Genomic DNA, 22,537 nt, shown 5'->3' with positions numbered 1-22,537 from the left:
AATTTCCGGGGATGCCCCGCAACACACACCGTGTTGCGGGGCATCCCCCATTCAACCCTTATTACTCGAGGCCCGGTCGCACACAGCTCGACCACACATGTATGTGTGCCGGCTCCGACGTTGTGTGCCCTGCAGGACACACAACGCCGAAGTCGACACACAAACTCCCACCGACTTACTGCGCTGGTACCGATTCCTCGGGCGTCGTGCGTGGCAGTGTCTCACCGCGGAAGAACGCAGGATGGCGTGCGCGAAGATAGATCATCACCACAGCACCGACGGCGAGCAGTCCGAATCCGATGTAGAAGACCAGGCCGATACCGAAAATGGACGCGCCACTGCCATTGTCGGGATTCATGCTCTCGCCGACCGAGATGACGAACACGACGATGAGAGCGAGTCCACCGAGAAACGGGAACAGCAAGCGGTAGACGAAGTTCCGTGCGGACGAGAACAGCGTGCGCCGGAAGTACCACACGCAGGCGAATGCGGTGATGCTGTAGTACCAGCAGATCATGATGCCCAGGGCGGCGATCGTGTCGATCAATGTGCGTTCGGACAGCACCGTCACCACCGTGTAGAACACTGCCGTCACGATCCCGGCCACCAGTGCGGCGAACGCCGGCGACAGGAATCGCGGATGGATCTCGGCGACCTTCTTCGGGAATGCGCCGTACGTGCCCATCGCGAGCATGGTGCGGGCGACGGGGAGAAACGTCGTTTGCAAGCTCGCGATCGATGACACCAGGATCGCGGCGAAGAGCAACAATCCGCCCCATCGACCGAGGATCGGTGTGGCCAGGGCACCGAAGACGTTCTCGGCGTTGGCCTCCGAACCCAGACCGACCCCGTCGGTGCCGACGCCGGCGTACATCATCACCGCGACCGCGACCAGCAGATAGGTGAGCAGGATCGACAGGACACAGAGGATTCCGGCGCGCCCCGGGGTGCGTTGCGGGTCCTTGCACTCCTCACCGAGGGTGAGACAGGTGTCCCACCCCCAGAACGCAAAGATCGAGCCGGTGAGTCCGACGGCGAATGCCGAGATCGTCAAACCGGTGAACGGGTTGAACCAATCGATGTCGAAGGACATGCCGGCGGGGGCGTCGCCGGCGCCGACCTTGACGAAAGCGATGATCGCGAAGGCAAACAGCACGATGATCTGAAAGCCCACGAGCACGTACTGGATACGTTCGCTGGTGGTGATCCCGTGCATCGACACCCAGGTGGCGATTGCCAGGAGAACAAGCGTGGTGAGGATGTTGACGAGCTTGTTCGTTCCGAGATCGGCGATCGAGGGGCGGTCGGCGATCTGGGCGATGATCAGGTAGAAGAATTGCACGCCGATCGCCGCCAGATTCGAGAGCACGATGATCGTCGCCACCACCATGCCCCATCCACACATCCAGCCGACGTAGGGCCCGAAGGCCTTGGTCGACCAGGTGAACGAGGCGCCACAGTCCGGGGTGTCGGAGTTGAGCTCACGGTAGGCGTAGGCGGTCAGGAACATCGGGATGAACCCGGCGATGAAGATCGCCGGCATCTTCAGACCGACCGCTGCGACGATCAAACCGATGCTGGCGGTGAGGGTGTAGCCGGGAGCCACCGTCGAGATCCCGAGGATCGCCCCGGAGAGCACACCCACCTTGCCGGTGGCGAGTCCCTTCTCGTTGGCGAGGTGGGAGTCGGGAATCGTCGGGGTGGCAGCGGGGCGAGACACGGCGGGATCGTTGGGTTTCATCAGGCGTCCTTCGGAACGACGATCATCGGAACCGACAACGCGCGCAACATCTTTGCTGCAGTCGAGCCGAGGAACAGGTGGCGGGGCTGGGCGAGTCGGCTCGAACCGACGAAGATCAGGTCGCCGTCCTCCCAGTGCAGCGAGGTGATGGCGTCCTCGGTGGTGCGGGCGGGTACGACGGCCGAGGTGATCGGATGGTCGTCACCGAGCTCGGCGCGTGCCTGGGCGAGGACGTCGGCGAGGTGGGCAGCTGCGGCAGCGCGCGCGGCATCGTCGTCGGCGTCGCGGCGCCAGGGGGTCACGTGGTCGTCATCGGTGACCAGGGAGACCAGTCGCAACGGCAATCCGGTACGGGCGCACGCGTCGACGGCGGCACGCACCAATGGTGCGGTACCCGGCCGTCGGCCGATGGCACAGGTGATCCGACGCGGTGCGCACGCCATGTCCCGGCTACCGCGTGGCGTCAGCACCACCGGTGTCGTCGACGCGTGCAAGACGTCGTTGACGACCGACCCGAGTGAGTGGCGTCCGACCAGTCCGCCTCCGGAGCCGCCCACCACGATCGCCGCGCAGTCGGTCGCCTGTGCTTCGGCCACCAGTCCTTCGGCGGCATTGTCGTGGAAGGCGACCCGGGTGGTGGCGGTGACGTCGTCGGGAACCCGGTCGGTGGCTTCAGTGAGCCATCGTGTTGCCTGTTCGTCGAGGATCTCCGCGAAGTCGGCGTTGCCGGTGGCTGCGATCTGTGCCGTCGCAGACGGCGGCGGCAAGACCATGCAGACGTCGAGGTCGGCGTGCAGGGATCGTGCGAGGACGACGCCGAGTGCCAGTGCGTCCTGTCCGCCCGGCGTGGACAGGTAGGCGACCAGCAGTGTGCGGCCGGTGGTCATGATGTGGGCTCCCATCGGTCAGGGTTCGTTACGTCGGATCCGCCCGTTTCGGATCACGAACCCCACTGTGCGCCGCATCACGTCCGGAACGCACCAGCCACCGTGTCGAATCGACGCCCCTGCCGCTGGACATCATGGTGAAGCCACTCGGGAGGGTGTCCGCTCAGTCGGGATCCTTGGGTACCACGACCATGGGAATGGCCAACGCACGCAGCATCTTCGACGCCGTCGCCCCGAAGAACAGTTGCTGTGGGCGAGCGAGGCGGCTGGAGCCGACGAAAATGATGTCCTCGGCGGTCCACTCCAGCGATGCGACGGCATCCTCGATGGTGTCGCCCGTGATCACCTCGGAGGTGATCTCCTGACCGTCGGGCAGTTGTGCGCCGATGGTCGCCACATGCTCGGCGAGCTGTTCGGTGGCGTGGGCCACTGCTTGTTTCTCGTCATCTCCTGTCTTGTCACCGTCGCGATGGGCCGTGGCATCGTCGCTGGTGACCAACGAGACCAGACGCAAAGGGAGACCGGACCGCGAACACGCGTCGACCGCGGCGCGCAGCAGTGGTGTCGCCCCGGGCCGGCGGCCGATGGCACAGGTGATCCGACGCGGCGGGCGGGCGGTTTCCTGTGCCCCGAGCGGCGTGATCACCACCGGCTTCGTCGAGATGTGCAGCAGGTCGTTGACCACCGATCCGAGTGCGTGACGTCCTCGGATGCCCCCTCCCGAACCGCCGACGATGATGGCCGCGCTTCCGGTCGACTCGGCCTCGGCCACCAGGCCCTCGGCGGCGTTCTCGTGAAAGGCGATGTGCCCCTCGGCGACCACCTCGTCGGGAATGCGGCCGACCGCCTCCGACAACCAGTCGGCGGCTTGGGCGTCCAACATCTCCGTGGTCTTCCGGACCGGGTCGGCGTCGGCGCCGCCGTCGCCGCCCTGCGGTGGTGGGGGCAGGACCATGCAGACGTCGAGTGCTGCATGGAACGGACCGGCGAGAGCGATCCCGAGGGCCAGCGCGTCCTCGCCGCCCGGCGTCGGGAGATAGGCGGCGAGCAGTTTGCGGGAGGGCATGGCGGCTCCGATCGGCGGTGTTCGGGGTGTGCGCTTCGATGCTCTCACTCTCGCGCGCCCGGCACACGCGTCTGGCACACGCGTGTGGGTTCGGAAACCGGACACGACGCGAGCCGGGCCGCCGCGGGGATTCCCGAAGCGACCCGGCTCGGCGTCGGCGGCAACTCAGCTCAGATGATGGACCTCTTGCAAGCCGTACACCGGGGTGGGAATTCCCTCATACCGCGCCTTGAGCTGCAGCGCCAGATACAGCGAATAGTGCCGCGACTGATGCAGATTGCCGCCGTGGAACCACAGACCGGGCTGCTGCGTCGGCTTCCACATGTTGCGCTGTTCGCCTTCCCACGGCCCGGGATCCTTGGTGGTCTCGGACCCCAGTCCCCACACCTTGCCGACCTTGTCGGCGATCTCCTGGCCCATCAGGTCCGCGGCCCACCCGTTCATCGAGCCGTAGCCGGTCGCGTAGACCACGACGTCGGCCGGCAACTCGGTGCCGTCGGCGAGAACGACACTGTTCTCGGTGAGATGGTCGACGTCGCCGTGCTCGAGTTTGATGGTGCCGTCGGCAACGAGTTCGCAGGCGCCGACGTCGATGTAGTAGCCCGAGCCGCGCCGCAGGTACTTCATGAACAGGCCCGAGTCGTCGTCACCGAAGTCCAGGTCGAAGCCAGCCGCCTCGAGGCGAGCGTAGAAATCCTTGTCGCGTTCGCGGATCTGGTCGTACAGCGGGATCTGGAACTCGTGCATGATCCGGTAGGGCAACGAGGCGAAGGTCAGGTCGGCCTTCTTGGTGGTCATCCCGCCCGCCACCGCCTGCTCGCTGTACAGGGCGCCGAGACCGATCTCCATCAGCGAGTCGGATTTCACGATGTGCGTCGAGGATCGCTGCACCATGGTCGTATCGATGCCGTTGTCCACCAAAGCTTTACAGATGTCGTGCGCGGAGTTGTTGGAGCCGATCACCACCACCTTCTTGCCGACGTAGCCGTCGGGCCCGGGGTGTTGACTGGAATGGTGCTGCTCACCGGTGAACACGTCCTGGCCGGGGAAGGTGGGCACGTTGGCCTTGCCCGACATACCGGTCGCCAGGACCAGCTGATCGGGGTGCAGGGTCAGATGCTCGCCGTCGCGATCGATCTCGACGGTCCAGCGGCCCTCGTCCTCGTCGTAGGTCGCCGATTCGCACGTCGTCTTCGACCAGTAGGGCACTTCCATGACCCGCGTGTAGAACTCGAGCCAGTCGCCGATCTTGTCCTTGGGTGCGAAGACCGGCCAGTTCTCCGGGAAGGGGAGATACGGCAGGTGGTCGTACCAGACCGGATCGTGCAGGCACAGCGACTTGTAGCGGTTGCGCCACTGATCGCCGGGGCGATCATGACGGTCGATGACGATCGACGGAACGCCGAGCTGGCGTAGTCGGGCGCCGAGTGCGATGCCGCCCTGACCGCCACCGACGACGAGGACATACGGCTGACGCGTGCGCCCCAACTCGGCCTCCTCGTCGGCCTTGCGCTCCGCCCAGGATCGGGTGTCGGGGTTGGATCCGTGAACCGCTCCCATGACCCGGGTCGGGCCGCTGTGTTCCTCGTGGCCCTTGAGTTCCTGCAGGGTCGTCAGCAGGGTCCACGCCTGGTCCTCGCCGGAGTCGGCGTCGGGTCGTAGACGCAGATGCCCGACGCCCCGGCCGGTCGCCGTCTCGAACTCGATGAACGCCGAGACCACCCCCTCGTCGTCGGTGGCCGGTTCGCTGGTGGCAAAGCCCGACGGGGCGGTGTCGGAAAGGCGCTCGCCGAGCATGTCGGCAATCTGCTCGCGGCCTTCGACCGTCTTCAGATTCCAGGTGAACGACACCAGGTCGCGCCAGAACGAGTCCGTGGCGAACATCGAGGTCACTGCCGGGATGTCGCGTGCGGCGAGTGCGGTCTCGAATCGATCGAGCCACCGGGTGGCGCGCTGTTGTGGTGTGGGCGGTTGGTCTGCGGCGGTCGCCACATCGGGTTCGAGTGTCTGGGTCATGCCAGCTCCCTTCGGTCATCTCTGATGTGACTCACAGCACACGCGCCGTCGATGCGTGACGGCAAGGGTTGCATCCCGTTGCGACGTGCGGGGCAGTTGCGACGTGCGGGGCACGGGACTGCAACCCGATGCAACCCCGGTGGTGTCTTTGCGAATCGGCTGTGACCGAGCGCACAATCGTGAGGTGTCGACACTGCCAGCCGGACTCGAGCCCGCCGTCGCCGCCGGCGACGATCCGCGCCAGTTCGCGGCTGTCCTCTCGGCGGTGTACGACGCAGCGATGGCCGGCGACAAGCCGCCGGCCCGTCCCCGCCAGGTCATCAGCGAATCGTGGGGACGTGTCCTCGGCGCCGGGGTCGACCCAGACCACGGTCCAGATGCGGCAACTCTCGACGTGGCCGAGATCGAGGTGCGTCGAAACGAGTCGGGACTGCACGAGGTCCTCGACGACCTGACCTTCGGCCTCGATGCGGTGATCTCCGACGGCCACAACATTCTCGTCGTCGCCGACGCGGCCGGGCATGTGCTCTGGCGCAGCGGTGCCAACCAGGTGCTGCATCGGGCCGACCGGCTCGGTTTCGTCGAGGGTGCGTGCTGGGCGGAATCGTCGGTGGGTACCAACGCAATCGGCACCGCCCTCGAGTCGGGGCGGGCGGTTCAGGTGTTCTCCGCGGAGCACTTCGTGCGCACCCATCACACATGGACCTGTGCGGGTGCGCCCATCCGCAATCCACGCAGCGGCGACGTGCTCGGGGTGGTCGACGTCAGTGGTCCGGCGGCCACGATCCACCCGACCACGCTGGCCCTGGTCGACACCGTTGCCCGGCTCGCCGAATCCCGGCTGCGCGAACACCATCGACGCGTTCTCGACCAGCTCCGGGCGGTCGCCGCGCCCATACTCGCGCGGACCGAGGGTCCGGCCATGGCCGTCGACCGCGACGGCTGGGTGGCCGCAGTGGGATCGGTGGCACCGCGGGCGCGACTGAGCATCCCGACGGGACTCGCACCCGGCCGCACGGCCGTACCCGACCTCGGCCTGTGCGAGATCGAACCACTGCCGGGAGGATGGCTACTCCGGACGGTTGAGGCCACCGATCCGAGTCGGCCCACCGAGGTGGTGATCGGCGCCGACGGCACCGGCGTGGTGGTGCGCGTCGAGGGATTCGCCGGCAGCTGGACCCAACGCCTCTCGCCTCGGCATGCGCAGATTCTCGGTATGCTCGCCGCCGCGCAACCCGGTGGGCTTCGTGCGGCCGAACTGTCGCAGAACCTCTTCGGCGTCGCCGACCGCACGATTACCGTGAGAGCCGAGATCTCCCGTCTCCGTAAGCATTTCGGTGGTCTGCTGTGTGCCAACCCGTACCGCTTCGCTGACGGTGTGGTGGTGCGTGACACGCGTTTCGCCCCGAACTGATGGGCGGCGCCCGCCGTCGATGTCAGCGGTCCGCCTCGCCGCGGGATCGGCGCGGGATGACTGCCGCACCGGATAGATTGGTGCCGTGCCGATCTCCCATGTCCACGGATACCTGCGCCACATCATGGATGAATGCGCGCCCGATCGTTCCGGAGCGGTTGCCGACTACATCCCCGAACTCGCCGCCGTCGACGCCGATGGCTACGCCCTGTCGATGTGCATGCACGACGGCAACACCTATTCGCTCGGTGACGTCGGCGTCGAGTTCACCATCCAATCGGTGTCCAAGCCGCTCACCTATGCGCTCGCGCTGACCCGCCTCGATGTGGCGGAGGTGGATGCGAAGATCGGCGTCGAGCCGTCGGGTGAGGCGTTCAACGAGATCAGCGTGGACGAGCGGCGCCGTCCGCGTAATCCGATGATCAATGCCGGCGCGATCCTGGCGTCGTCGATGCTGTTGCCGCCGGTCCGGTCGCTGCCGGCCGGTGCCGTGGACAAGGCGTTCGACGAACTCGTCGAGTTCTACTCCGGTTGCGCCGGGCGACATCTGACGATCGATGAGCAGGTCTACGCCTCCGAGGCCGCCACCGGTTCCCGTAATCGCGCCATCGTCTACATGCTCGACAGTTTCGGCGCGGTCGACACCGACCCCGAGGCGGCCCTCGACCTCTACTTCCGTCAATGTTCGCTGCGGGTGACCAGCGACGACCTCGCCGCGATCGCCGCGACGATCGCCGCGGGCGGGGTCAATCCGCGCACCGGTCGGCGGGTGCTGAGCAACGAGGTGGCCCAGCGGCTGTTGAGTGTGATGACCACCTGCGGCATGTACGACGGCGCAGGGGACTGGGTCACCTCGGTGGGTCTGCCGGCCAAGAGCGGGGTCGGTGGCGGCATTCTGGCGGTGCTCCCCGGCCAACTCGGGATCGGTGTGTACTCACCGCGCCTCGATCAGCACGGCAACAGCGTCCGTGGTGTCGATACCTGTCGCCGGTTGTCCCGCGACCTGGGCCTGCACATGTTCAATGTGACGCGCGAGAGCCGGGTGTCCATCCGGTCGGTGTACTCGATCGGTGAGTTCGAGGTCGGCGCGGACTGGGACGAACTGCAGCGCAGTTACCTGCGAACCTGTCGCGACCGGGTACGGGTATATGAACTGCAGGGGGATCTGACCTTCGCCGGCGCCGAGCGTGCCCTGCGTCGCATCGAGTCCGATCTCGACGACCTCGATGTCGCAATCGTCGAGATCTCGCGCGTCGGGGTGATCGATCCGGTCGCCCGGACGATGCTGCTCGGTATCAAACACACCACCGATGTGCGCGGGCAGCGCGCCATGCTCGTCGATCCCGATGGCGTGGTACGGGAGAGCGTGGACAGTCATCGCTCCGACTTCGTGGTGCCGAATCTGAATGCGCCCGAACAACTCCGGGGTCTCGATCCCACCCTGCCGCACGTGCACTCGACGATGGAGGCCGCGGTCCGCGACGCCGAGGAATTCCAGCTGGAGTCCTTTCGGCGCCCGTGACGTGTGCGTGTTTCGGCCGCGGATCACCGGACGGGATTTCCGCCGCCGCACTCGGAGTGGGGTTCTTCGAGACGTGGGGCGAGCAGTTAAGCTGCCGACTGTGCGTCTGGTGATCGCGGAATGCCAAGTGGACTATGTCGGACGGCTCACGGCCCATCTGCCGATGGCGCGTCGGTTGCTGCTCATCAAGTCCGACGGGTCGGTGAGCGTGCACGCCGACGACCGCGCATACAAGCCGCTGAACTGGATGAGCCCGCCCTGCTGGCTGGCCGAGGAGCCGGTGCCCGAAGAGGTCGCCTGCGCGCACGACGAGGTGGTCGCCTACTGGGTGGTGACCAACAAGGCCGGTGAGGAGTTGCGGATCACCATCACCTCGATCGAACACGATTCGACCCACGAACTCGGCGTCGATCCGGGACTGGTGAAGGACGGCGTCGAGGCCCATCTGCAGGAGTTGCTCGCCGAACACGTCGAGACCCTGGGCCCCGGCCACACCCTCATCCGCCGGGAGTACATGACGGCGATCGGCCCGGTCGACATCCTTGCGCGCGACGCCGACGGCGCGACCGTCGCAGTGGAGATCAAGCGGCGCGGCGAGATCGATGGTGTCGAGCAGCTCACGCGGTATCTCGAATTGCTGAACCGCGATCCGCTCCTCGCCCCGGTGAGCGGGGTCTTCGCCGCGCAGCAGATCAAGCCGCAGGCGCGCACCCTGGCCCAGGACCGCGGAATCCGTTGTCTCGTACTCGATTACGACGCACTCCGCGGGGCCGAGAGCACGGAGTTGCGACTGTTCTGATCGGTTGTGCTCAGCCGATCAGTTCTGCTCGACCTCGAGTGGGGCGGTATGGATCGGTGCGGTATCGGCGCGCTTGCCTGCGTGGCGGCCGTTGTGGCCGGTGGCCTTCTGGAACGGCTCGGTGTCGATTTGCGCGTCGCGTGACAACAGGGTGTTGAGCAGTTCGGCGTCGCTGTGTTCGGACGCGGTGGTCAGCTCGGCATCGACCTCGGTGTTCAACAACGCCGGGAGTTCGGCGAGACGCTCGGAGATCCGCGAGAACTCGGAGACGATCTCGTCGCGTGCCTTCGTGACGCGGTCGCCGAGTTCGCGCGAGCGCGCCACCCGTTCGGTGGCGATGGCCCGCGCGGTGCTCTCGATGTCGGCGGCGAGGGCGTTCGCCTCGGATCGCTGGGCGGACAGTTCCGCGTCGTGTTGAGTCCGCGCGTCCTGCAACTCCTGTGCCGTGCGGCGCCGGAGTTCCTCGGTCTCGGTGCGCGCCTTGGTGAGGATCCGTTGCGCCTCGGCCTTGGCTGCGGCCATCGTCTTCTCGTGTTCGGACTCCATTGCGGCGGCGCGGTCGGCGCGTTCGGCGGCGGCGCGTTCGGCGTCCGCGGCGGCCTCGGCCTTGATGGCGTCGGCCTCGTTGCGCGTCTTCGCCGAGTACTCGTCGGCGTCACCGACGATCTTGCTCGCCCGGGCGCGCGCGTCGGCGACGATCCGCTGGGCCTCCTCGGCGGCGTTGCGCTGGGTGTCCTCGGCCTCCTGGCGAGCCACGGACACCGTCTCGGCCGCTTCGGCACTCGCCTCGGCACGCATCTCCGAGGCCTCGTCGGAGGCCAGCTGCAACATCCGTGAGAGCCGTTCACTCATGCCGGTGACCGACGTCGGCGGCACCGACAGCTTGTCGACCTCGCGGCGCAACTCCTCGATCTCGTCGCGGGCATCGGCCAGGTGCGCCGCGAGTTCGCGGGCATGCGCGGTGGCCGCGTCGCGATCCGCGGCCAGCACCCGCATGTCGGCGTCGATGCGCCGGAGGCGGTCGGCGACCTGTTCTCGGTCGTACCCGCGCATCACGATCGCGAACGGTAACTGCTGCTTGGGTGCAGGGGCTGACATGCGGGCCAGTCTAATCGCAGCACCCGCACGTGCCGAGGAGGACGAAGGTCCCTCCCCGGCCACGCAGACGACCCGGTGGTCTCAGTGGGCGGACGCCGCGGGCTCGACCAGTTCGAGGAGCACCCCGCCGGCGTCCTTGGGGTGTACGAAGTTGATCCGGGAGCCGGCGGTGCCGCGACGCGGCTGTGGGTACAGCACGCGGACGCCGTTCGCGGTCAAGCGGTCCATCACCGCCGCGACGTCGGTGACCCGTACCGCGAGCTGCTGCAGGCCGGGGCCGTTGCGATCGAGGAATTTCGCGATGGTCGACTCCGGGGTCAGCGGCGCGAGGAGTTGGATGACGGCACCGTCACCTCCTTGCGGGCCGATCATCGCCTCACGCACGCCCTGCTCGTCGTTGGTCTCCTCGTGGAGCTCGACGAATCCCAGATTGTCGGCGTACCACTGCTTGGCGGCGTCGAGATCGGGCACGGCGATGCCGACGTGATCGATCGCGAGGACGAGATCGGAGATCAGTGCGGCCGGGGATTGGGCGGTGGTGGCGGGGTCAGCTGCGGAAGTACTCATGGCCTAACGGTAGCGTTAGAGGCGACAAAATACAGAGCGACCGCTCGGTTGGTGCCGCGGTCAGAGTCGTGGAGGTCCTCATGTCCCCAGATCAGACGACGTCGGTGATCGTCGCCGGCGCACGCACGCCGTTCGGCCGGATGCTCGGCTCTCTCAAGGGTTTCAGTGCCGTCGACCTCGGTGCCATCGCCATCAAGGGTGCGCTCGAGCGCTCGGGGGTGGCCGCCTCGGAGGTTCAGTACGTGATCATGGGTCAGGTCCTGACCGCCGGTGCCGGACAGATGCCGGCACGCCAGACCTCGGTCAAGGCCGGCATCGGGTGGGACGTACCCGCGCTGACGATCAACAAGATGTGCCTGTCGGGAATCGACTCGATTGCACTCGCCGACCAGCTGATCCGCGCCGGGGAGTTCGACGTGGTGGTCGCCGGCGGTCAGGAATCGATGACCCAGGCGCCGCACCTACTGCCGGGCAGCCGTAGCGGCTTCAAGTACGGCAACACCGAACTCGTCGACCACATGGCCTACGACGGCCTGTTCGACGCGTTCACCGACCAGCCGATGGGTGCGCTGACCGAGCAGGGCAACGACCTCGGGGCGAGCGGAGCGACGGGGAATGAATATCGTGGGTTCTCCCGCGCCGAGCAGGACGAGTTCGCTGCGCGCAGCCATCAGCTCGCCGCCACGGCCTGGAAGAACGGTGTCTTCGCCGACGAGGTGGTTCCGGTGTCGATCCCGCAGCGCAAGGGCGATCCGATCGAGTTCGCCGAGGACGAGGGCATCCGTGCCGACACCACCGCCGATTCGCTGGCCGGTCTGCGGCCTGCCTTCCGCAAGGACGGCACCATCACCGCGGGCAACTCCTCGCAGATCTCCGACGGGGCGGCCGCGGTCGTCGTGATGAGCAAGGCCAAGGCCACCGAACTCGGCGTCGACTGGCTCGCCGAGATCGGTCCGCACGGCGTCGTCGCCGGTCCGGATTCGTCGCTGCAGCAGCAGCCCGCGAATGCCATCCGCAAGGCCTGTGACCGCGCCGGGATCGCGCCGACCGACCTCGACCTCATCGAGATCAACGAGGCGTTCGCGGCCGTCGGGCTGGCCTCGACGAAGTCCCTGGGCGTCGATGAGTCGATCGTCAACGTCAACGGCGGGGCGATCGCCGTCGGCCACCCGATCGGCACCTCCGGAGCACGCATCACCCTGCACCTGGCGCTGGAACTGCAACGGCGCGGTGGCGGCGTCGGCGCCGCGGCGCTCTGTGGCGCCGGTGGACAGGGCGATGCGCTGATCGTCCGGGTTCCCAAGGCCTGATCTCCAGAGCCTGATCGCCAGAGCCTGAGCGCCGGAGGTCTGAGCGCCGGAGTCTGATCTCCCCAGGTCTGACCTCCAGGGCCTGATCGACACCGCAACCATCCCGTGGTGCCCGTGATGTGGGTCACGTCGGATCGCGTACGGCTACTACGGGATGTCGTAGGTTGTCCGCGGCTCCGGCACAATGGAGCGCATGAGGCAATTCTTCGACCTGTCCACGCCCGCCAAACGATTCCGCTTCGTCGCCGTGCTCGAAGCCATCACGTGGGCGGCGCTGCTCGTGGCGATGTTCTTCAAATGGGTGCTCGGCCACGACGAGGCCGTGCAGATCCCCGGCATGACGCATGGGATCGTGTTCATGGTGTTCGTCGTGGTCTCGCTGCTGACCGCGTTCTCCCTGCGCTGGAGCGTGAAGGTCACCGGGCTGGCCCTGTTCTCGAGTATCCCGCCGTTCGGGACCCTGGTCTTCGAGTGGTGGGCCCGGCGCAACGGACACCTCGCCGAGCTGTCGGTGTCGGAGTCGACGAGCAACGCAGCGGCCGCTGCCTGAGATACTCGGCTGCCTGAGATACTCCGCTGATGGGGACGCAACGATGATCGTCGCATTCAGCATCACGCCGTCGGGCGGCGACGCGGTCGAGGACGACGGCGGCATGAGCGCCGCGGTGGCGCAGGCGGTGCGCGTGGTTCGCCACTCCGGACTGCCGCACCAGACGACCGCGATGTTCACCTACATCGAGGGTGAGTGGGACGAGGTGATGGCCGTGGTCAAGCAGGCCACCGAAGCTGTCGCGGCGCTCGCCCCGCGCGTCGGGCTCGTACTCAAGGCCGACATCCGGCCGGGGCACACCGGCGAATTGGCGGGCAAGGTCGCCCGGGTCGACGCCCATCTGGAGAATTGACCGATTCCGGGCGGTCGACGGCGCCCGAGCATCTGGGTCGATCTCGTGCCGGTGTGACCGCGATCTTCTGCCTCAACGGCTTTCTGGCCGCGCTCTGGGTGGCCCACATCCCGGTCATCACCGAACGCACCGGCACCTCGCACGAGTTGTTGGGCGGGTTGCTGTTGCTCGTGGGCGCGGCGGCCTTCGTCGGGATGCAGGTGTGCGGGCATCTGATCGACCGCGTCGGCTCGCGACCCACCACGATCGCCGCAGCGGTCGTCCTGTGCCCGGCCATGCTGGGTCCGGTCCTGGCCACCGACCCGGTCGGCCTCGCCTGCGCGCTCGCCCTCTTCGGGTTCGCCAACGGTTCTCTCGACGTGTCGATGAACGCGCAGGCCGTCGTCGTCGAACGGATCTATCGACGCCCGATCATGTCGGCGTTTCACGGTTTCTTCTCCGTCGGTGGACTTCTCGGTTCCGGTGCGGTGGCCCTGGGGCTGTGGATGCAATGGCCGGTGGTGGCGACGGTGGCGGTGCTCGCCGGCATCGGGCTGGTCGTGGTTGCCGTCGCGGCACGGGGAATCGTCGCCCGGGGTGGTGCCCCGGTCTCGGTTTCGGCGCAGGGCGCCCCCGGCGGTGACGCCGACACGGAGTCGCCCCAACCAGGGGTCCCGGCCTCGCCGGATGCCCCACGCGCCCGGTGGTGGCGCGAGGTGGACCTGCGACGCCTGTCGGTGATGGCGGCATTGGCGTTCGTGCTGATGCTCGCCGAGGGCACGTCGTACGACTGGAGTGCGTTGCACATCGTCGAGACCTTCGGCACCCGGGAGGCGGTCGGCGCCATCGCCTTCGCGAGTTTCAGCGCGGCGATGATGGTCGCCCGGTTCGTCGTCGATCCCATCGCGGCACGTGTGGGACCGGTGTCGGTGGTGCGCGGGGGTGCGGTCATCGGAGCCGTCGGGATGGTCATCGTGCTCGTCCCGTCGACGCCGACCACCTCCTCGGCGATCGCCGCGATCATCGGATGGACGATCTTCGGGATCGGACTGGCCGGGCTCATCCCGCAGATCTTCACCGCCGCGGGCAATCTCACCGAGCACTCGAGCGGGCGGGCGATCTCGATGGTGGTGGGCTGTGGCTATCTCGGCATGCTCGCCGGGCCGGCGATCGTCGGCGTGATCAGCGGCCACTCGAGTCTGCGTCTCGGCCTCACACCGGTGTTGATCGCCCTCGCGTTCGCGGTCGTGGCCGCCGGGGTGGTCGCCGCGCCCGACAGAGGTGAGCGCACCTCACGCGCGTGAGCGCGACGCGCGGTCATGACACACTGTAGGGGTGAGCAGACCTTCCAACAGGGCACAGGCAGCCGCAGCCCAGCAGGCGGCCGCAGCTGTCGCGATGTCCGGTGCAGTCGACCTGTCCGCACTGAAGGAACGCGCGGAAGCCCAACGCGCGCAACCACAGCGTTCCGCAGCTCCCGGCGGACCGCCGGCATCCGGCCCGAGCTCGCCGGGTTCCGCCTCCCCCGGATCGGTGTTGGACGTGACCGAGGAGACCTTCGAGACCGACGTGCTCGCCCGGTCGACACGGCAACTCGTCGTCGTCGACCTGTGGGCCACCTGGTGTGAGCCCTGCAAGCAGCTCTCGCCGGTGCTCGAGCGCATGGCGGCCTCGGCCGGCGGGCAGTGGGTGCTCGCCAAGGTCGACGTCGACGCCAATCCCCGTATCGCCCAGGCCTTCCGCGTGCAGTCGATCCCGATGGTCGTGGCGATCGCCGCGGGCCAACCGGTCGCCGCGTTCAACGGGGTACGCAGCGAGCAGGAGATCACCGCGTGGATCGATGAGATCCTCTCCCAGGTCGGCGGTCACCTCACCGGGGTGCCCGACGCCGACGAGCCGGAGCCCGAGGCCTCAGATCCACGGATGGACGCCGCCGAGGAGTTGCTCGACTCCGGGGACTTCGACGGCGCACTCGGCGCGTACCGGGCCATCGTGGAGGCCGAGCCCGACAACGTCGAGGCCGCCTCGGCTGCACGCAACCTCGAGTTCGTGCTACGGGCCCAGGCCCACGATCCGGCCATCGTGGAGACCGCCGCGGCCGCAGATGTCGACGCGCAACTGGCGGCGGCCGACGTGCTTCTGCTCGCCCAGCAGCCCGAGGCGGCATTCGATCGGATCATCGAGGTGGTGCGCGCGACCGCCGGTGACGACCGCACCCGCGCCCGCACCCGGCTGCTCGAGCTCTTCGAGTTGTTCGATCCGGCCGAGCCGTTCGTCGTCGCCGCCCGGCGCAAGCTCGCGAGTGCCCTGTTCTGAGTCCGACCCGCGCTGAACCGATAGCGGTTCGACCAGAGCCGTGCCGGAGCGCGGGTCATGGAGTTCACGACACCTTGCGTCGGTAGACGACCATCGCGGCGGCGTAGGCGATCACCAGGATGCCGACGCACCATCCCAGGGCGATCCAGAGGTCGCCGCCGACCGGCTGCCCGGCGAACAGTGCGCGAATGCTGTTCACGATCGAGGTCACCGGCTGATGCTCGGCGAATGCCCGCACCGGTCCGGGCATCGACTCGGTCGGCACGAATGCGGAGCTGATGAACGGCAGGAAGATCAGCGGGTAGGAGAATGCACTCGCGCCGTCGACGCTCTTCGCGGTGAGCCCGGGGATGACCGCGACCCAGGTCAGCGCGAGGGTGAAGACGACGAGGATGCCGGCCACCGCGAGCCACCCGAGGACGCCGGCACTCGACCGGAACCCCATTGCCACCGCGACCAGCACCACGATGGCCACGGCCACCATGTTGGCCAGCAACGAGGTCAGCACATGCGCCCACAGGGTCACCGAGCGTGCAATCGGCATGGATTGGAAGCGCTCGACCATCCCACCGGCCATGTCCGAGTACAGCCGAAACGCGGTGTAGGAGATCCCCGACGCCACCGTGATCAGCAGGATGCCCGGCAACAGGTAGTCGATGTAGGGGCCCGAACCGGTCTGGATCGCACCGCCGAGGACGTAGACGAACAGCAGCAGGAAGGCGATCGGCATGACCGCGGTGGTGATGATCGTGTCCGGGCTGCGCGTCACATGCCGCAGGGTGCGGCCGAGTAGGGCAGTGGTGTCGGTGGCGAAATGTGTGGCCATCACGGCTCCTTGGTCGTACGGGTGGTGTCCTCGCCGATCACCGCGAGGAAGACGTCTTCGAGCGAGGGCTGCTTGACGACGTACTCGACCTCGGCGGGCGGGAGGAGCGCGGTGAGCTGGGCGAGGGTGCCGTTCTGGATGATGCGCCCCTGATGGAGGATCGCGATTCGGTCGGCGAGGTGTTCGGCCTCCTCGAGGTACTGGGTGGTCAGCAGCACCGTGGTACCGCGTCGGGCGAGGTCGGTGATCGACTCCCAGACCTCCAGGCGCGCTTGCGGATCCAGTCCGGTGGTGGGTTCGTCGAGAAAGATGACCGGTGGTTCGCCGATCAGGCTCATGGCGATGTCGAGTCGTCGTCGCATCCCGCCGGAGAACGTGGCGACCCGACGGTCGGCGGCGTCGATCAACGAGAACCGGTCCAGCAGGTGCTCGGCCACGGCGTCGGCGTCGGGTAGATGGCGCAACCGGGCGACGAGGACGAGGTTCTCGCGGGCGGTGAGGATGTCGTCGACCGCCGCGAATTGTCCGGTCAGGCTGATGGATTCGCGTACCAGTTGTGGCTGCCGGGTGACATCGTGACCCAGGACCCGGATGGTGCCGGCGTCGGGCCGGGCAAGCGTGGTGAGGATCTTGACCGTGGTGGTCTTGCCCGACCCGTTGGAGCCGAGCAGGGCAAAGATGCTGCCGGGCGCCACCTCGAAGTCGACCCCGCGCAGGACCTCGAGTTCCTTGAACGACTTACGCAGTCCGGCAACGGAGATGGCGGGCTCGGCGGTCATTTCTCACGCTCCGGGGTGTCTGTGTCGGGGTTGCTCGCCTCGGCGGCGATCGCCTGATCGAGCGCCGTGGTCAATCGCTTGCGTTCCTTGCTGATCCACGACGCCTCCGGGTAATTGCGCAGGAATCCCTCGGCGAACTCGATCGGGTCGTCGCCGACGAGGTCGGCGACCGGGGTCCGGTCGGCGGCGGCCTGCTCGAAGAGGTCGGCGAGGTCGGTGAGCAACGACATCAGGGCATCGGTCTCCGAGGAGGCGAAGTAATAGATGTAGTGCTCGACGGCCTCGAGGACGGTGCGCAGATGGTCCGGTAATGCGTCCCTCCGCGCTTTGTATGCGCGCCAACGTTTCTTGTCGCCGATGATCTTGGTGAGCATCACGGTTGTTCCTTTCGGTGGTGAAGTGTGTCGAGCCGGTCGGTGAGGAAATCCCAGGTGCGCCAGAACTCGTCGAGGTACTCGTGACCGGAGGCGTTGAGGGAGTACACCTTTCGGGGCGGACCCTTCTCCGACGGCACCTTCTCCACGTCGACCAGTCCGCGCTTCTCGATGCGCAACAGCAACGCGTAGACGGTTCCCTCGGCGATGTCGGTGAAACCCTGCTCGCGCAGTGCCGCGGTGATCTCGTACCCGTAGGCCGCGCGCAGGCTCAGGATCGCCAGGACGATGCCCTCCAGCGTGCCCTTGAGCATCTCGGTCATTTGTTTGCCCAACGCGTCCTCCGATACTCGGGGTGTGAAGTACTACTCAGTGTTGCTGACTACTAGTACATAGTAACGCTGAATAGTGAAAGCGCAAGGCGTCTCGCAGGCCACACAGACGACGGCGCCGGGTCGAGGATCTCGACCCGGCGCCGTCGGGGGTATCAACCGACGTGGGCGATCACGGCGATGTCGGAGCGGAATCGGTCGGGGAGTCGACCGGGACCGGGGCCAGCCAGATCGCCGAGTTCGCCGGGAGCATCACCGTCGCCGAGACGGGACGGGCGTGCCACGGTTGGTCGTCGGTGACGACGCTGCCCAGATTTCCCTGACCGGAACCCGAATACGCCGACGAGTCGGTGTTGAGGACCTCGGCCCAGGTGCCCGCCACCGGAAGCCCGACGCGGTAGTTGCTGCGATCGGAGCCGGAGAAGTTGAACAGACATGCGAGAACCGAACCGTCGGCTCCGTATCGAAGGAAGCTGATGACGTTGTTGGCGGTGTCGTTGGCGTCGATCCACTCGTAACCCGCCGGGTCGGTGTCCGCGCTGAACAAGGCCGGCGTCTGTCGGTAGACCCGGTTGAGATCGGTCACGAGAGCCGAGATGCCCGAATGCAATTCGCCTTCCCAGCCCGACATCTGTGACCAATCCAGGCTGCGGTCCTCGGCCCACTCGCCGGTCTGACCGAATTCCTGTCCCATGAACAGCAATTGCTTGCCCGGATGCGCCCACTGATATGCCAGGAACACGCGGACCCCGGCGGCCTTGGTGAACGAGTCGCCGGGCATCCGGGTCCACAGTGTGCCCTTGCCGTGGACGACCTCGTCGTGGGAGAGCGGCAGGACGAAGTTCTCGCTCCACGCGTACATCATCGAGAAGGTGATCTCGTGGTGGTGGAAGCTGCGGTGAACCTGATCACGCCCGAGGTAGCCGAGCGTGTCGTGCATCCAGCCCATGTTCCACTTGAAGCTGAAGCCCAGCCCGCCCAGATCGGTCATGCGGGTCACGCCCGGCCATGCCGTCGATTCCTCGGCGATCGTGACCACGCCCGGGAAATGCTTGTGCACAGTGGCATTGGTCTCCTGTAGGAACTGCACCGCCTCGAGGTTCTCGCGCCCACCGTAGATGTTGGGACGCCAGCCGCCGGCCGGGCGCGAGTAGTCGAGGTAGAGCATCGAGGCGACCGCGTCGACGCGCAGGCCATCGATGTGGAATTCGTCGAACCAGAACAGCGCGTTGGCGACCAGGAAGTTGCGTACCTCGTGGCGGCCGAAGTCGAAGACGTATGTGCCCCAGTCGAGTTGCTCGCCGCGCATCGGGTCGGCGTGTTCGTACAGGGCGGTGCCGTCGAAACGCGCCAATGCCCATTCGTCCTTGGGGAAGTGGGCGGGCACCCAGTCGACGAGTACGCCGATCCCGAGCGAATGCAGGTGGTCGACGAGATACCGGAAGTCGTCGGGGTGGCCGAACCGGGCCGAGGGCGCGTAATAGCTGGTGACCTGATATCCCCACGAGCCGCCGAAGGGGTGCTCGGCGACCGGCAGGAATTCGACGTGGGTGAAGCCCTTTTCGACGAGGTAGTCGCCGAGTTGCTCGGCGATCTCCCGGTAGGACAACCCCATTCGCCACGACCCGAGGTGCACCTCGTAGATGCTCATCGGTTCGGTGGCCGGTGCGGAGGCGGCACGGGTGGCGATCCACGCGTCGTCGGACCACTCGTGCGCCGAGGTGGTCACCACCGACGCGGTCGCCGGGGGCAGGTTGGTGCCCAACGCCATCGGGTCGGCCTTCTCCCGGATCACCCCGTCGGCGCCGTGCACCTTGAACTTGTACTGGGTGCCCGCGCCGATGTCGGGCAGGAAGACCTCCCAGATGCCGCTGGAGCCCAGCGATCTCATCGGCGCGGTGCGCCCGGTCCAGTCGAAATCGCCGATCACCGCCACGCCGTGGGCGTTCGGAGCCCACACCGAGAACGCGGTCCCCGACACCTCGCCGTCGGGAGTGGTGTAGCTGACCGGCCGCGCCCCGAGGATTTCCCACAAACGCTCGTGGCGGCCCTCGCCGAACAGGTAGCGGTCGGTCTCGCCGACGCTCGGCAGGAAGCGATAACCGTCGGCGACGACGTAGGACTCGTGGCCGCCCGCGCCGTCGGGATACTCCACGCGGTAGCGGTAGTCGATGAGACCCTCGATCGGGACCGCGACGACGAACAGATCGTCGGTCTGGGCGGTCATCGGATAGTCGACGCCGCCGATGACCGCGGTGACCGACGTCGCGGTGGGACGCAGCGTCCGCAGCACGGTGAAACCGGTCCCGGTGTCGTGAGCGCCGAGGAAGGCATGCGGGTCGGGATGGGTCAGGGCATCGATCCGTCGCAGATCGTGGCCGGAGGCGTTCGGGTCGGGCTCGCCGCACGCCGGCGAGGCCGTGGGCCGGGGATCGTCGGGGGTGGGGAATTGCGGGGGATTGGTCACGTCGTCGTCCTCTCCTCGTTCCTCACCGGATGCGGTAGGAAAGCTGTTGCGCGAGCGCCGGATCGAGGGGCGGCAGGGCCAGGATATGGGCCACCGCGCGCCACGGTTCGAGTTGGATGTAGTTCGCCTGACCCCAGGTGTACTCCTCTCCGGTGACCTCGTCGCGGACCCCGAAGTGGTCCTGCCAGTCGAAACCGAGGGCGGGCATGTCGAGCCACAGGGTCGCGGTCTCGGTGCCGAATGGATTGAGGTTGATGACGACCAGTACCCGGTCCCCGGAGGCGGGGTCGATCTTGGAGTAGGCGATCAGCGCCGGGTTCTCGATGTGGTGAAAGGTGATGTTGCGCAACTGCTGCAGAGCCGGATGACGACGCCGGATCGCGTTGAGCGAGGTGATCCACGGTTCCAGGGATTCCCCTCGGGACGCGGCCGCCTTGTAATCGCGTGGGCGCAGTTGGTACTTCTCCGAATCGAGGTACTCCTCGCTGCCCTCCCGGACCGGCAGGTGTTCGTAGAGTTCGTATCCCGAATACACACCCCAGGTCGGGGAGAGGGTCGCCGCCAGCGCCGCCCGCAATGCGAACATGCCCGGGCCACCATGCTGCAGGCTCTCGTGGAGGATGTCCGGGGTGTTGACGAAGAGATTCGGCCGGGCCTCGTCGGCGTGTGCGGCGAGTTCGTTGCCGAACTCCTCGAGCTCCCAGCGCGCGGTCTTCCACGTGAAATAGGTGTAGGACTGCGTGAACCCGAGGCGCGCCAGTCCGTAGAGTCGTGCGGGGCGGGTGAATGCCTCGGCCAGGAACAACACGTCGGGATGGCGTTTCTTGATCTCGGTGATCAGCCATTCCCAGAAGTTCGGCGGCTTGGTGTGCGGATTGTCGACGCGAAAGATGTTGACGCCCAAATTGATCCAGTGCAGCACCACGCGTAGCACACCTGCATAGATGCCGGCGCGGTCGTTGTCGAAATTGAGCGGATAGATGTCCTGGTACTTCTTGGGTGGGTTCTCCGCGTAGGCGATGGTGCCGTCCGGCAGGATCGTGAACCAGTCGGGATGCTCGGTGGCCCACGGGTGGTCCGGGGCGCATTGCAATGCGAGGTCGAGTGCGATCTCCATGCCGAGTTCGCGCGCCCGTCCGACGAAGTAGGTGAAATCCTCCTCGCTGCCCAGGCGCGGGTGGATGGCGTCGTGGCCACCGTCGCGGGACCCGATCGCCCAGGGCGAGCCGACGTCCTCGGCTCCGGCGATCAGGGTGTTGTTGGGGCCCTTGCGGTTGACCTCGCCGATCGGATGGATCGGCGGCAGGTAGACGACGTCGAATCCCATGTCGGCGATGCGGGGCAGATCCTGCGCCGCGGTGAGGAAGGTGCCGTGCACCGGGCGCCCCTCGTTGTCCCATCCGCCGGTCGAGCGCGGAAACATCTCGTACCACGAGCCGAACAGCGCGCGTCGGCGATCCACCCAGACGCGGTGGTTGCGGCTCTTGGTGACCATCTCGCGGACCGGGTGTTGGTGCAGCAGTGAGGTGACGGCGTCGGCGATGGCGGGGGCGACCCGCGTCGACAGGGACATGTCCTCGGCGCGCAGCAGGCGGATCGCGTCGGAGAGGACCCCGCGTTCGGTGGGGGCGATCTGGTCGCGGGCCCGGGAGAGCACGCGCGCGCCGATCTCGAGGTCGTTGGCCAGGTCCGCAGCGGACTGACCGGCCTCGATCTTCTTGACGATCGCCGACCGCCAGGTCGTGTACGGGTCGCTCCAGGCCTCGACGCGGAACGTCCAGTAGCCCTCGGTGTCGGGGACGAAGACGGCGTTGAACTGGTCGGGCTCGATCGACGGCGTCATGGTGATCTCGTAGACGCGTCGGCGCGGGGCCTCGATCCGCACAGTGACCCCGAGTGCGTCGTGGCCCTCGCGCCACGCGGTCGCACTGATCGGGATCGTTTCTCCGACAACGGCTTTGGCTGGATACTGGCCCGCCGAAACCAAGGGTTGGATGTCGTCGATGCCCATCCGGCCGATCACAGACGGTCTCCCTTCTCACCCCGACCGCGTGTCGGTGCGAGGATGCGTCGTTGCTCACCGCGGCCTCTGCGCCGGGGCGTGGTACCCATTCTTGTCGCTCGGAGCGCTCCGCGCGCCAG

General features: G+C 67.1%; 20 protein-coding genes. 8 read left to right on the top strand and 12 right to left on the bottom strand.

Annotated elements, in window-relative coordinates; all coding sequences use genetic code 11:
• Nucleotides 1–175 precede the first annotated feature (175 nt).
• The 4 genes from GOPIP_RS19975 to GOPIP_RS19960 form a co-directional block, all read right to left on the bottom strand.
• Complete coding sequence (locus tag GOPIP_RS19975) at nt 176–1,741, bottom strand: APC family permease (protein WP_006371597.1); 1,566 nt, start codon at nt 1,739–1,741, stop codon at nt 176–178.
• Entirely contained in the window at nt 1,741–2,643 is a 903-nt protein-coding gene (locus tag GOPIP_RS19970) for a universal stress protein (protein ID WP_006371596.1), read from the bottom strand. The genes GOPIP_RS19975 and GOPIP_RS19970 overlap by 1 nt, the downstream gene beginning before the upstream one ends.
• A 148-nt stretch (nt 2,644–2,791) precedes the next feature.
• Nucleotides 2,792–3,694 (bottom strand): universal stress protein, encoded by a 903-nt coding sequence (locus GOPIP_RS19965; protein ID WP_006371595.1) that lies wholly within the window; start codon nt 3,692–3,694, stop codon nt 2,792–2,794.
• A gap of 165 nt (nt 3,695–3,859) precedes the next feature.
• Nucleotides 3,860–5,710 carry an NAD(P)/FAD-dependent oxidoreductase gene (locus GOPIP_RS19960; protein ID WP_006371594.1) on the bottom strand — a complete coding sequence of 617 codons (1,851 nt, stop codon included), beginning with the start codon at nt 5,708–5,710 and terminating at the stop codon, nt 3,860–3,862.
• 184 nt (nt 5,711–5,894) lie between these two features.
• Between GOPIP_RS19960 and GOPIP_RS19955 the strand changes: the two genes are divergently transcribed.
• The 3 genes from GOPIP_RS19955 to nucS all read left to right on the top strand — a co-directional run bounded on the left by GOPIP_RS19955 (nt 5,895) and on the right by nucS (nt 9,445).
• On the top strand, nt 5,895–7,124 hold the full coding sequence (locus GOPIP_RS19955; protein WP_035728495.1) for a helix-turn-helix domain-containing protein: 1,230 nt from the start codon (nt 5,895–5,897) through the stop codon (nt 7,122–7,124).
• Nucleotides 7,125–7,209: 85 nt separating this feature from the next.
• The gene (gene glsA / locus GOPIP_RS19950; RefSeq protein ID WP_006371592.1) at nt 7,210–8,646 is read left to right on the top strand and encodes a glutaminase A; all 1,437 of its coding nucleotides are present in this window, start codon (nt 7,210–7,212) and stop codon (nt 8,644–8,646) included.
• A 100-nt stretch (nt 8,647–8,746) separates the two neighbouring features.
• On the top strand, nt 8,747–9,445 hold the full coding sequence (nucS, locus tag GOPIP_RS19945; RefSeq protein ID WP_006371591.1) for an endonuclease NucS: 699 nt from the start codon (nt 8,747–8,749) through the stop codon (nt 9,443–9,445).
• An 18-nt stretch (nt 9,446–9,463) separates the two neighbouring features.
• Here nucS and GOPIP_RS19940 read toward each other — a convergent pair whose 3' ends face one another.
• Complete coding sequence (locus tag GOPIP_RS19940; protein WP_014359650.1) at nt 9,464–10,543, bottom strand: coiled-coil domain-containing protein; 1,080 nt, start codon at nt 10,541–10,543, stop codon at nt 9,464–9,466.
• 81 nt (nt 10,544–10,624) lie between these two features.
• Nucleotides 10,625–11,110 carry a methylmalonyl-CoA epimerase gene (mce, locus tag GOPIP_RS19935; protein WP_006371589.1) on the bottom strand — a complete coding sequence of 162 codons (486 nt, stop codon included), beginning with the start codon at nt 11,108–11,110 and terminating at the stop codon, nt 10,625–10,627.
• A gap of 80 nt (nt 11,111–11,190) precedes the next feature.
• On the opposite strand from mce, the gene GOPIP_RS19930 reads away from it, so the two are divergent.
• From GOPIP_RS19930 to GOPIP_RS19910, 5 genes are all read left to right on the top strand, one after another.
• Entirely contained in the window at nt 11,191–12,420 is a 1,230-nt protein-coding gene (locus GOPIP_RS19930) for an acetyl-CoA C-acetyltransferase (RefSeq protein WP_006371588.1), read from the top strand.
• A 184-nt stretch (nt 12,421–12,604) separates the two neighbouring features.
• On the top strand, nt 12,605–12,970 hold the full coding sequence (locus tag GOPIP_RS19925; RefSeq protein WP_014359651.1) for a DUF3817 domain-containing protein: 366 nt from the start codon (nt 12,605–12,607) through the stop codon (nt 12,968–12,970).
• A gap of 43 nt (nt 12,971–13,013) precedes the next feature.
• Nucleotides 13,014–13,322: a thiamine-binding protein gene (locus GOPIP_RS19920; protein WP_006371586.1), complete on the top strand. Its 309-nt coding sequence runs from the start codon at nt 13,014–13,016 to the stop codon at nt 13,320–13,322.
• The gene (locus tag GOPIP_RS19915) at nt 13,319–14,605 is read left to right on the top strand and encodes an MFS transporter (protein ID WP_035728493.1); all 1,287 of its coding nucleotides are present in this window, start codon (nt 13,319–13,321) and stop codon (nt 14,603–14,605) included. The genes GOPIP_RS19920 and GOPIP_RS19915 overlap by 4 nt, the downstream gene beginning before the upstream one ends.
• A 94-nt stretch (nt 14,606–14,699) precedes the next feature.
• Nucleotides 14,700–15,617: a tetratricopeptide repeat protein gene (locus tag GOPIP_RS19910; RefSeq protein ID WP_006371584.1), complete on the top strand. Its 918-nt coding sequence runs from the start codon at nt 14,700–14,702 to the stop codon at nt 15,615–15,617.
• Nucleotides 15,618–15,681: 64 nt separating this feature from the next.
• On the opposite strand, the gene GOPIP_RS19905 is transcribed toward GOPIP_RS19910, so the two are convergent.
• The 6 genes from GOPIP_RS19905 to GOPIP_RS19880 all read right to left on the bottom strand — a co-directional run bounded on the left by GOPIP_RS19905 (nt 15,682) and on the right by GOPIP_RS19880 (nt 22,418).
• Nucleotides 15,682–16,443 carry an ABC transporter permease gene (locus GOPIP_RS19905; RefSeq protein WP_006371583.1) on the bottom strand — a complete coding sequence of 254 codons (762 nt, stop codon included), beginning with the start codon at nt 16,441–16,443 and terminating at the stop codon, nt 15,682–15,684.
• Nucleotides 16,443–17,222 carry an ABC transporter ATP-binding protein gene (locus tag GOPIP_RS19900; protein WP_006371582.1) on the bottom strand — a complete coding sequence of 260 codons (780 nt, stop codon included), beginning with the start codon at nt 17,220–17,222 and terminating at the stop codon, nt 16,443–16,445. Before GOPIP_RS19900 ends, GOPIP_RS19905 begins: the two co-directional genes overlap by 1 nt.
• Nucleotides 17,219–17,596 carry a DUF1048 domain-containing protein gene (locus GOPIP_RS19895; RefSeq protein WP_006371581.1) on the bottom strand — a complete coding sequence of 126 codons (378 nt, stop codon included), beginning with the start codon at nt 17,594–17,596 and terminating at the stop codon, nt 17,219–17,221. The genes GOPIP_RS19900 and GOPIP_RS19895 overlap by 4 nt, the downstream gene beginning before the upstream one ends.
• Nucleotides 17,596–17,931: a PadR family transcriptional regulator gene (locus GOPIP_RS19890; protein WP_006371580.1), complete on the bottom strand. Its 336-nt coding sequence runs from the start codon at nt 17,929–17,931 to the stop codon at nt 17,596–17,598. Before GOPIP_RS19890 ends, GOPIP_RS19895 begins: the two co-directional genes overlap by 1 nt.
• 169 nt (nt 17,932–18,100) lie before the next feature.
• Nucleotides 18,101–20,395, bottom strand: coding sequence for a 1,4-alpha-glucan branching protein GlgB (glgB, locus tag GOPIP_RS19885; protein ID WP_006371579.1), 2,295 nt, complete (start codon nt 20,393–20,395; stop codon nt 18,101–18,103).
• 22 nt (nt 20,396–20,417) lie between these two features.
• On the bottom strand, nt 20,418–22,418 hold the full coding sequence (locus GOPIP_RS19880; protein WP_006371578.1) for a maltotransferase domain-containing protein: 2,001 nt from the start codon (nt 22,416–22,418) through the stop codon (nt 20,418–20,420).
• Between the last annotated feature and the right edge of the window lie 119 nt (nt 22,419–22,537).

Source organism: Gordonia polyisoprenivorans NBRC 16320 = JCM 10675 (assembly GCF_000241325.1).
In the GTDB taxonomy this organism is placed as follows: Bacteria; Actinomycetota; Actinomycetes; order Mycobacteriales; family Mycobacteriaceae; genus Gordonia; species Gordonia polyisoprenivorans.
This window is presented reverse-complemented; position numbering and strand designations above follow the sequence as displayed.